Annotated in this window: 11 protein-coding genes and 2 pseudogenes; 2 read left to right on the top strand and 11 right to left on the bottom strand. The window is 67.2% G+C overall.

The window, feature by feature from the left end:
* Together FXN61_RS43580 and FXN61_RS43575 are read right to left on the bottom strand one after the other, a co-directional pair.
* The coding region (locus tag FXN61_RS43580) for a hypothetical protein (protein ID WP_223165846.1) at window positions 1–1,252 on the bottom strand (1,252 nt) is incomplete at its 3' end.
* The gene (locus FXN61_RS43575; protein WP_167979696.1) at window positions 1,249–1,866 is read right to left on the bottom strand and encodes a DUF4230 domain-containing protein; all 618 of its coding nucleotides are present in this window, start codon (window positions 1,864–1,866) and stop codon (window positions 1,249–1,251) included. The genes FXN61_RS43580 and FXN61_RS43575, both read right to left, overlap by 4 nt.
* A 64-nt stretch (window positions 1,867–1,930) precedes the next feature.
* Here FXN61_RS43575 and FXN61_RS43570 point away from each other — a divergent pair, with 64 nt between their 5' ends.
* Window positions 1,931–3,259, top strand: coding sequence for a TIR domain-containing protein (locus FXN61_RS43570; protein ID WP_167979695.1), 1,329 nt, complete (start codon window positions 1,931–1,933; stop codon window positions 3,257–3,259).
* A 67-nt stretch (window positions 3,260–3,326) separates the two neighbouring features.
* Here FXN61_RS43570 and FXN61_RS43565 read toward each other — a convergent pair whose 3' ends face one another.
* The 7 genes and pseudogenes from FXN61_RS43565 to FXN61_RS43535 all read right to left on the bottom strand — a co-directional run bounded on the left by FXN61_RS43565 (window position 3,327) and on the right by FXN61_RS43535 (window position 7,640).
* Window positions 3,327–4,046, bottom strand: a complete 720-nt coding sequence (locus tag FXN61_RS43565) for a DinB family protein (protein ID WP_167979694.1) — start codon at window positions 4,044–4,046, stop codon at window positions 3,327–3,329.
* A 76-nt stretch (window positions 4,047–4,122) separates the two neighbouring features.
* The gene (gene mutM / locus FXN61_RS43560) at window positions 4,123–4,980 is read right to left on the bottom strand and encodes a bifunctional DNA-formamidopyrimidine glycosylase/DNA-(apurinic or apyrimidinic site) lyase (protein WP_167979693.1); all 858 of its coding nucleotides are present in this window, start codon (window positions 4,978–4,980) and stop codon (window positions 4,123–4,125) included.
* Window position 4,981: 1 nt separating this feature from the next.
* Window positions 4,982–5,182 (bottom strand): hypothetical protein, encoded by a 201-nt coding sequence (locus FXN61_RS43555; RefSeq protein WP_167979692.1) that lies wholly within the window; start codon window positions 5,180–5,182, stop codon window positions 4,982–4,984.
* Between the two features lie 8 nt (window positions 5,183–5,190).
* Window positions 5,191–5,994, bottom strand: a complete 804-nt coding sequence (rnc, locus tag FXN61_RS43550; RefSeq protein ID WP_167979691.1) for a ribonuclease III — start codon at window positions 5,992–5,994, stop codon at window positions 5,191–5,193.
* Window positions 5,995–6,010: 16 nt separating this feature from the next.
* Window positions 6,011–6,193, bottom strand: a complete 183-nt coding sequence (gene rpmF / locus FXN61_RS43545) for a 50S ribosomal protein L32 (RefSeq protein ID WP_030467958.1) — start codon at window positions 6,191–6,193, stop codon at window positions 6,011–6,013.
* Between the two features lie 2 nt (window positions 6,194–6,195).
* A pseudogene (locus FXN61_RS43540) lies at window positions 6,196–6,776 on the bottom strand (YceD family protein).
* Between the two features lie 148 nt (window positions 6,777–6,924).
* Window positions 6,925–7,640 (bottom strand): annotated as a pseudogene (locus FXN61_RS43535) (DivIVA domain-containing protein).
* 99 nt (window positions 7,641–7,739) lie between these two features.
* Between FXN61_RS43535 and FXN61_RS43530 the strand changes: the two are divergent.
* Complete coding sequence (locus FXN61_RS43530; protein WP_312878451.1) at window positions 7,740–8,183, top strand: GNAT family N-acetyltransferase; 444 nt, start codon at window positions 7,740–7,742, stop codon at window positions 8,181–8,183.
* Here the strand turns inward: FXN61_RS43530 and coaD are convergent.
* Together coaD and rsmD are read right to left on the bottom strand one after the other, a co-directional pair.
* Entirely contained in the window at window positions 8,180–8,662 is a 483-nt protein-coding gene (gene coaD, locus FXN61_RS43525; RefSeq protein WP_167979690.1) for a pantetheine-phosphate adenylyltransferase, read from the bottom strand. The genes FXN61_RS43530 and coaD overlap by 4 nt on opposite strands.
* A 53-nt stretch (window positions 8,663–8,715) precedes the next feature.
* The gene (rsmD, locus tag FXN61_RS43520) at window positions 8,716–9,270 is read right to left on the bottom strand and encodes a 16S rRNA (guanine(966)-N(2))-methyltransferase RsmD (protein WP_167979689.1); all 555 of its coding nucleotides are present in this window, start codon (window positions 9,268–9,270) and stop codon (window positions 8,716–8,718) included.
* Window positions 9,271–9,471 lie beyond the last annotated feature (201 nt).

Below are 9,471 nucleotides of genomic sequence, written 5' to 3'. Positions count from 1 at the left end.
GCAGCGGCGGCGACCACGGCGCCGGCGAGCAGGCGCGGTAGCCCCAACCGCCTTCGACGACCGCGGACACCGCGCTACCGATCACGGCGGCGACGAGCAGCACGTGCAGCGCGGGCAGCCAGGCGGTTGACCGGCGCAACCACGTCCACCTGGGCAACGCGCGGAGTTCGTGGAGGCGGTCCACCGCCCACTCGACCTGGCCGAGCACGAACTCGACCTGTTCTCGCTGTGCCCTGGTCAGCAACGGTCGATGCGCCTTCATAAAGCGCTCGACGTGCGCGAGTGCGCCGCGCACGGACGCAGGATGCGGAACGAGACGCACGTACGGCCACAGGTCGCTGTTGCGTCGATCGCGCAGCCACCGGTCACCCTCGATGACGGTGAACCCGACGATCACCGCCAGCACGAGCAGCTGCCCCTGCCACGGCAGCAGGTTGCTGACGAACAGAACGATGATGCCCATGCCCGCCACGAACAGGCCGACGGTGACGTTGGTCTTCTGATCGTGCGCCAACTGGGCCAGGTGTTTGTCGCTCTCGTCGAGCCTGGCCCTGGCCGCATGGACGACCGCGACCGTTCCCAGTGGAATGATCAGCGGGAGGACCAGCGCCATCGCCAGCGCGACGAGCCAGACATGCCTCAGGTCCACTTCCGGCACGAGCAGCCGGACCAGCAACCAGGGTGCGGCCAAGCCGAACAGCGCTGCGGCGGCCATCGGCCAGATGCCGCGCGGGCGAGCCGGGTCCGGGCGCTCGGGTGCGGGCAGGGCCTCTCCGGAGACCCGGCCTTCGAGCAGGCGAATCAGCTCGGCGCCACCCCGCTGCCAATCGCCGAAGTCGATGCGCCAGTACTGCCGGGTGCCGAGCTCGGCGATGTCGTCGAACTCAGCCTTGAGCAACCGGTCCTTGCTCGGCAGGGTGGCCCTGTCGAGCAGCACCGGCAGCACGTAGAGGCCCTTCTCAAGCCCCTTGCGGACCTCGTACCGCACCCAGTCCTTCTCCGCCTTGCGGGCGCGGAGATCCACGAACCACTCGCGGTGAACGAAGACGAGCAGTACTTCGGTGTCGTTCTCCAGCCAGCCGCGCAGCGCGGACGGGTAGTGCTCGCCTGCCTCCAGTCCCGTGTCCGCGTGGACCTTGTCCGGTCCGAAGTGCGCGCGCAGGCGTTCGATGAAAGCCTCGACCGCCTGGGCGTGACTACGACGGCCACCCTTGTAGTTCTTGCGGTAGCTGACGAAGATGCCGCCGCTCATCGGTTCTCCACAACGGTGACCTGGAAGCCCAGCGCCCGCAGCATGCCGCTGAGCATGGTCCTGGTGTTCTCGGCGGCCCGCTTGCGCAGCTCGGACTTGTCGGCCGCCTCGGCGATCCGCTTCTCGGCGGCGAGGTAGAACTCCTGCTGGCTCTTCGTGTCGAGGACCGCGCCCAGCCGGTTGAACAGGCCGCGCTTCTGGTCGAAGACGTAGCTGCGCTCGTTGTTGAGGTTCGGTTTGTCGAGCACAGGCTCGGGGATCCGCACCTCGACGGATCTTCCGTCGGACGACATGACCAGCATCTCCTCGACGAGCCTGCCGAAGTCGACGTAGGCGTTGACGGTGCCCGCTCCGACGAAGAGCGTGCGTTCACCAGCTAGGAAGTCGGGCAGCCACGGCGCGTCCTTCTCGATGTCGATGACGACCTCGTAGTCACCGGTCGCCGCGTGGTACTGGCTCAGGTTGCGCAGCTCCTTGAGCACAGCGGGATGACTGCGGTCGATGGTGTCGACGCGGAACGGCGAGAAGCTCGACAGCGTGCCGGTCAGCTGCAGCACGGCCGCCAGTACCACGAGCACCGCGACAGCGATCAGACCCGGCTTCAGCCAGCGCATTGTGCGGAGTCACCTGCTTCCTTTTACATGACAAGGAATCGCCACATCGGTCCCGTCAACTGTCATGTCGCGCATCGTGTCCGTCCCGCTACGGTCGTTCGACATGGGCGGCATCTTCATCAACTACCGGCGGCACGACGAGCGCATCGCGTTCGTCCGAACGCTCTACGCGCGGCTCGCCGCCCGGTTCGGGGAGAACAACGTCTTCCTCGACTCCGCCACGATCGGTCACGGCCGGCGCTACCCGAACCAGCTGCGCCGCCATCTCGGCAGGGCTGACGTGGTGGTCGTCGTCGTGCACGCCGGCTGGGCGAAAGAGCTGAAGACCGACGGCGCGGACTGGGTGCACAACGAGATCCGTTGGGCACTGGCCGCGGGAAAGACGATCATCCCGTTGCTGCTGGACGCCGCCAAGATGCCCAGGGCGTCCGAACTTCCGAGGACGATCAGGGAGTTCGCCCACTTCCAGGCCCACCGCGTGCCGGACGACCCCGGCCACGCCCAGCTCTGCGAGAAGATCGCCGACGAACCCCGGCGGCGCGCCTCCATCGGGGAAACGCCGGCGCGGCCGTGGGCAGGACCGCTCGCCCTTCTTCTCGGCACCGCCGCGTTCGCCGCTCCGGTGCTGTTGCTGCCGGCCGGTGCGACGGAGATCGCGGTCTACGCCTCGGTCACCGCCACCGTGGTCCTGTTCGTGGTGATGATCGCGGTGGCGCTGGTGTCGATGGGGCGCAGGCCGATCAACGCGGCCGAGCGGCTCGCGCAGGACTTCGACCCGACCAGGTACTACCTGCTGGTGGGTATGCCCGCGGGCATCGTGCTCGTGGGGGTGGTGGTGGCGATCGTCTTCAGTTCGCCGGTCGAGCCGGAGATTCGGCCGTTGCTGGTCTTCATCACCGGTGTCGCGGCGATGTACCTGGTGTTCCTCGTGCTCAGGCAGTACAAGGTCGAGAAGTTCCGCGAGGACCACTGGCCGGTGCGGCTGAAGGAACCGGTGAAGCCGGCCCCGGTGCGCCGCGAGCTCGAACGCCTGGTCCGCAAACACAAGGCCACCGGCGACGTGCAACGAGTCCGTTGGCACATCAGACATCTGGAGAACGCCGCCGACGTGCTTGCCAGAGACGCGAGCCGCGGCCGCTGGAGCTGGCTGACCGCGGACCAGACGGTGGAACTGCTGGTGTGCGCGGTCTGGGCGTCGGCGGCGGTGGGGTTGATGACCTCGGCGGCGCTGCCGGCGATGCGGCTCTGGGTGCCCGCGATCGCGCTCGCCGTCATCGCCTTGATCATCTGGGCCACCGTCGAAGCCGCCTACCGGCGACAGCACTGGGTGCGGCACACCGTCGCCGATGAGGTGCATGCTCAGATTCAGCGCATCCAAGACGGGTCACCGTGATCTTCGGTTGAGCACGGCCACGGTCAGCGATGCCAGCATCCGCAAGATGCTGAGTCCGTAGCCGGCCCTACTCGGCGTCCTGTGCCTCGATCAGGTCGAGGTCGCGGACGCAGAAGCCGTGATGCTCGAAGGTCTCGTTGAGCACCGTGCGGAGGCACTGCCGCACCGAGCGGCCCCTGGCGTACGGCGGCCAGACATCGTCGTCGGGCACCGGCGCTCGCGCTGCGAGCTGCACAGCGGTGACCTCGTCGAGCCAGGCCTCGAGCTCGGCGGCCTGTGCGTCACGCACGCTCACGATCTCGTCGAGGGACGGATCGAGCGAGAGGTCAAGCCCGTGCGCTCCACGGTAGGGCTCGACGGTCGGCCCGATGCCCATCGGCGTGAACAGCTCCGTCGAGCCCAGGCAGCAGCGGCGGAACCACGAGTCGTGGACGAAGACCAGGTGGCGCATCGTCTGCACCGCCGACCACTCGTCGTTCACGCTGCGGCGCTCGATGCCGGGCGTACGGCGGATTCGCTCGATCGTGGCGGCCCAGCCGGCATGGAGCTGACGCGATGCCCCGCGCAGATCGGCAGGGTCCTCGGAGCGGATCAGCACCCGCACCGGATGACGCCGGTCGAGCTCTGCCTCGACGTACTCGGTGACCTCGACACCGTTCACCACGAGGTTGGTGATGAGCCCGTCGATCACGGCATCCTGCATGACGACGCCGATCAGGCGTGCCCCGGTCAGATCGCACTCGCGGAACTCCGCACCGTGCAGATCCTCGTCGACGTACCGCGTCATGCTCCGCATACTAGGTCCGAGCACCGACAAGCTAGCCTCCCCGGCTTGATTTGGCCTCTTCCAGGTTTCGCAGCAATCAGATGCGGGGGCGCGGCTGGCAGCGCGGACAGGAGTACGAGGACCTGTTCATGAACGGCTCGCGGACGATCGCCGCACCGCACCGCTTGCAGGGCCGGTGCTCCTGGCCATAAGCACTGAGTGACCGGTCGAAGTAGCCGGACTGGCCGTTCACGTTGACGTACAGCGCGTCGAACGAGGTGCCGCCCTGCCCGAGCGCCTCACGCATCACATCCGTGGCGTGGTCGAGCACCTCGGCGGCCTTGGCCTTGGCCAGCTTGTCGGTCATGCGTGTGCCGTGCAGCTTCGCTCGCCAGAGGGCCTCATCGGCGTAGATGTTGCCGATGCCGGAGACCAACGTCTGGTCTAGAAGCGCACGCTTGATTTCCGTGTGACGCAGCCGCAACGCGCGCACGGCAGCATCACGAGAAAACAGAGGATCCAACGGATCGCGGGCGATGTGCGCGATCGAGTCGGGCACCAGCGTGCCGTCGACCTCGACGAGCTCAGCCAGAGCCAGCCCGCCGAAGGTTCGCTGGTCAACGAAACGGAGCTCCGGCCCGCCGTCTTCAAAGGAAAAGCGGACGCGCAGATGCTTCTCGTCGGGAGCCGACGAGGGTTGGACGAGCATTTGGCCGCTCATGCCCAGGTGAGCGAGCATGGCGGCTTTGTCGGCCAGTTCGACCCAGAGGTACTTGCCGCGGCGCTTGGCTGCAACCATCGGTTGCGAGACCAAGCGCGCGCAGAAGTCCAAAGAACCCAGGTCGTGCCGGCGGATGGCTCGTGGGTGCAGCACCTCTACCGAGGCGATGACCCTGTCGGCGACGTGGGCTTCAAGGCCGAGGCGTACTACCTCGACCTCTGGGAGTTCGGGCACGTCAGGCTTCGGACTTGCCCTCGTCGACGGGCTGTGCCTCGATCACGGCGGCCTGCGGCTTGGTGGGCTTGAGCACCCATACACCGGCGCGGCTCGTGTCCCTGACCAGCACAAGTCCCTGGATACCTCCGTTGCGGGAGGCGTTCACCGGGCCGCGAGCGGAGCGGCTACGGCGGTTGGTGCGGTACCTGGTCGCATACATTGCGTGTCTCAGTCTTCCTCGGATGGGAGGGTCCCTGGCGTCACCGAGGCGCCGTTCTGTCCGTTTGCGGATCGAGCCGACTCCTGCTCGGCCTTGACCCGCTCCGACAGAACATGATAAGCCGCTTCGGCGGCTTTCTGCTCGGCTTCCTTCTTGGTGCGCCCATCACCCTTGCCGTAAGGCTGGCCACCGACGAGCACCGTGGCGGTGAACTCCTTGCGGTGGTCCGGCCCCTGGTCGTCCACGCGGTACTCCGGGACGCCGAGACTGGCTTGAGCGGTGAGCTCCTGCAGGCTTGTCTTCCAGTCCAGTCCAGCACCCAGAAGCGGAGCTTTGGCCAAGAGTGGATCGAACAGCCGGTGAACGAACGTTCGTGCGGTATCGATACCGAACTGCAGGTACACCGCACCGATGACGGCCTCAAGGCCGTCGGCGAGGATGCTCGCCTTGTCCCTGCCGCCGGTCAGCTCTTCGCCGCGCCCGAGCAGCAGGTGTGCACCCAGCCCACCTTCGCCCAGGTCACGCGCTACGCCCGCGAGTGCGTGCATGTTCACCACGCTGGCGCGGAGCTTCGCGAGCTGACCCTCGGGAAGATCGGGATGTGTGCGGTAGAGGTGGTCGGTGACGACCAACCCCAGCACAGCGTCTCCCAGGAACTCGAGACGCTCGTTCGGCGGCAGGCCGCCGTTCTCGTACGCGTACGACCGGTGGGTGAGCGAAAGCCCGAGCAGCTCGGCGTCCAGTTGGACGCCGAGCGCTTCGGACAAAGACGCGCGGTCAGCTTGCGGAGCGCGCGGCGGCTTTCCCCCCACTACGTAACCGAGGAGATCAGGCCGGCTGAGCGACCTGGCGGCCAGCGTACTGACCACAGGCCGGGCAGGCGACGTGCTGCGGCTTCGGCTGGCGGCAAGCCTTGTTGGAGCACGCCACCAGGTGCACGGCAGACGTCTTCCACTGGGAACGGCGCGCACGGGTGTTCGAGCGCGACATCTTCCGCTTCGGGACGGCCACGACTACTTCTCCTCCGAGTTGTCATCGCTGAACCGCTCTTGCAACGCGGCCCAACGAGGGTCAATCGTCTCATGCCCGTGGTCGGGCCCGAGCTCCGCCCACCTACCGCCGCACTCGGAGCAAAGCCCCTTGCAGTCCGGCTCGCAGAGCGGTGCCTGCGGCAGCGCGAGGACGATGGCGTCCCGCACCACAGGCTCGAGGTCGATCAGATCGTTGACGATCCGGCTGACCTCGTCTTCATCAGTGGTCTCGTCCGTGGTGCTGTCCGGCCACGCGTACAGCTCCGTGATCCGGACCTCGACCTCGTCGGAGATCGGCTCGAGACACCTCGAGCACTCCCCTTCGACCTTGGCGAACGCGGTCCCCGATACCAGCACGCCCTCCACGACCGACTCGATCAGAAGATCGAGCTCAACGTCTCCGCCTTCCGGCACCGCGATCACCCCGAGCAGCCCTACGCCTGCGGCGGGAACCGACCGGACGAAGGGTCGGCTCGACCCGGCGCGACGCCGATGTCCCTGGTGTCGATGACCCAGGGACCGGATGCTGTGGGACGCGTGGACGCGTGACGATGCTCAGTCATGATCAGATTGGTTGCCGACGGGGACCTACCACGTCCAGCCGGTCCAGGGTACGGGACGACGGGCTCACGCGTGAAATCCGCAGGTGATCGCACCTGCAAGACGTAGCGCGAATCACACGTTCAGGCGCTTCGGTCCCCAGCTGGTTCGTTAAGCACCGTAGTCGAACGGCGCCGCGGCCCCCGCGACGGCAGGACCGCGCAGGTGCGAACGGCCCTTGCCGACCGACCTGAGCGTGTGCGCGAGGAGGTCCTCGAAGTCCGCGAGCTGCTGTTCGACGTCGCGTCGCACTCCGAACGCAGCCGGATGGCCTCGCTCTGGGCGGAGTCGAGCACGCGGGCCGCCTCGGCGTGCGCCGCACGGACGACCTCCTGCTCGTTGACGAGCCTGGCCTGCTCGGCGCGGCCGTCCTCGGTGGCGCGCTCGTAGTTGGCGCGGCCGGCCTGGATCATCCGCTCGGCCTCGGCGTGCGAACGGCCCACCAGGTCGTCGTACTCCTGCCGGCCGGCGGCCACGGTCCGTTCGGCCTGATCCTCCGCCTCGGTGATCATCCGCTCGGCGCGGGCGCGCGCGTCGGACAGCATCGCCTCGGCCTCGGCCTGCGCTTCGGCGAGCATGCGCTCGGCGTCGGAGCGCGCCTTCGACACACTCGTCTCGGCCTCGTGCTTGGCCTTGCCGACGACCTCGTCGCGGTGGTCCAGCACGTCCTGCGCGTCGTCGAGCTCGGCGGGAATCGCGTCGCGCACGTCGTCGAGCAGTTCGAGCACATCACCGCGCGGCACCACGCAGCCCGAGGTCATCGGAACTCCGCGCGCTTCCTCGACGATCGTGACGAGCTCGTCGAGTGCCTCGAACACCCGGTACACGTCTCACTCCCTAACCCCTGTGGTTCCCTCCACAAGTGTGCCCTGCCGATCTCCCCCAAAGAGGGAGATCGGCAGGGCGTGTCAGGATTTGCCGTGACCATCACGATCAAGCGCGCGACCGCCGCCGATGTCGACCCGATCGTGGCGATGCTCGCCGACGATCCACTGGGCGCCACACGGGAACGCCCAGGCGACCCGGCCTACCTCAAGGCGTTCGAGGTGATCGACGCCGATCCACACCAGTACCTGGCCGTCGCGGTCGACGACTCCGGCGAGGTCGTGGGCACCTTGCAGCTCACGTTCACGTCCGGCCTGTCCCGCCTGGGCATGACCCGCGCGACCATCGAGGCCGTGCGCGTGCGTGCCGACCAACGCGGCAGCGGCCTCGGCGAGCACCTGATGAGGTGGGCGATCGACGAGGCGCGCGCACGCGGTTGCGGTCTGATGCAGCTGACGACGGACGCGTCACGCACGGACGCGCACCGCTTCTACGAGCGGCTCGGGTTCACCGCTTCGCACGTGGGGATGAAACTGTCGCTCTAGCGCGTCTCCGCGAGGCGCTGCTGCAGCCGCTGCTCGATGGACGCAGGCAGCAACGTGGTCACGTCGCCGCCGTACGTGGCGACCTCCTTGACCAGCGAGGACGCCAGGAACGAGTACGCGGGCGTAGCAGGCATGAACAGCGTGTCGACCCCGGTGAGCTGGTGGTTCATCTGGGCCATCTGCAGCTCGTAGTCGTAGTCCGTGACCGCACGCAGGCCCTTCACGATGGCCTTGATGTCGTTCTCACGGCAGTAGTCGACAAGCAGCCCGTGCCACGAGTCCACGCGCACGTTCGGCCACGGCTGCGTGACCTCCCGCAGCATCTCCATCCGCTCTTCGACGGAGAACAGCGTGCGCTTGGTCTTGTTGATCAGCACGGCGACGACGACCTCATCGAAGAGATGCGCAGCTCTCCCGATGATGTCCAGGTGACCGTTGGTTACCGGGTCGTAGGAGCCGGGCGTCACGGCACGCGTCATGAGGCGGACGGTAGCACCCGATCGGACGCCTCCAGGCGTGTCCGTGGTTCTCGTCACCCATCAGAACGCACCTGACCCCAGTACACCGCCGTATCCCCATATCGCTTGGCACGCAAGGGTTCCACTCCGTCCGGCCATGCTGGTTCGCCACTTCGCGAAGCTCGTTCGACGATCAGGATCGCATCCTCAGCGAGCCGATCGACAAGCCCGTGCAGCACCTTGGCGAGCTCGTCATCGCCCACCGAATACGGCGGATCAGCGAACACAACGTCGAACTTGTCGCCCTCAGTCGTGACGTACGCCTCAGCAGTGCGGTTCGCAATCGTCGTGTTGGCGAACCCGAGCTCCTTGGCGTTGCTCTTGAGCACCTCGGCGGCCCGCTTGTCCGACTCGACGAACGTCGCGTGCTCCGCCCCCCTGCTCAACGCCTCAAACCCGAGCGCACCAGACCCCGCGTACAGATCCAGCACTTTCGCGCCGTCGAGGTCCATCAGCGACTCAAGGGAGCTGAAGAGAGCCTCCCGCACACGGTCGGACGTGGGCCGAGTGCCCTTGGGCGGCACCTTGAGCCTGCGCCCTCCCGCAGTCCCGGCAACGATTCGTGTCACCAACACATCGTCCCAGGCGAACTCAGCCATTCGCCCAGGACCTGCCCGATGCCATGGCGAAGGCGCAGCCGAGCCGACCGCGAAGGCGAAGCCGAGCAGTCCTTCACACACAACGCGGGTGGGGTGGTCCCGTCACGAGTCGTGCCGATGCTGTTGCCGCGCCCGAGGGGTCAGGTCAAGTCGACACGCTTTTCGTCGACT

The organism is Lentzea indica (assembly GCF_012184385.1).
Taxonomy (GTDB): domain Bacteria; phylum Actinomycetota; class Actinomycetes; order Mycobacteriales; family Pseudonocardiaceae; genus Lentzea; species Lentzea indica.
This window is presented reverse-complemented; position numbering and strand designations above follow the sequence as displayed.

What these genes read in the sequence shown, in the direction of transcription:
- FXN61_RS43575 (WP_167979696.1), bottom strand. Translation starts at nt 1,866, where the DNA reads ATGCGCTGGCTGAAGCCGGGTCTGATCGCTGTCGCGGTGCTCGTGGTA.
- FXN61_RS43570 (WP_167979695.1), top strand. Translation starts at nt 1,931, where the DNA reads ATGTCGCGCATCGTGTCCGTCCCGCTACGGTCGTTCGACATGGGCGGC.
- FXN61_RS43565 (WP_167979694.1), bottom strand. Translation starts at nt 4,046, where the DNA reads ATGACGCGGTACGTCGACGAGGATCTGCACGGTGCGGAGTTCCGCGAG.
- FXN61_RS43555 (WP_167979692.1), bottom strand. Translation starts at nt 5,182, where the DNA reads ATGTATGCGACCAGGTACCGCACCAACCGCCGTAGCCGCTCCGCTCGC.
- coaD (WP_167979690.1), bottom strand. Translation starts at nt 8,662, where the DNA reads ATGACGCGTGCCGTGACGCCCGGCTCCTACGACCCGGTAACCAACGGT.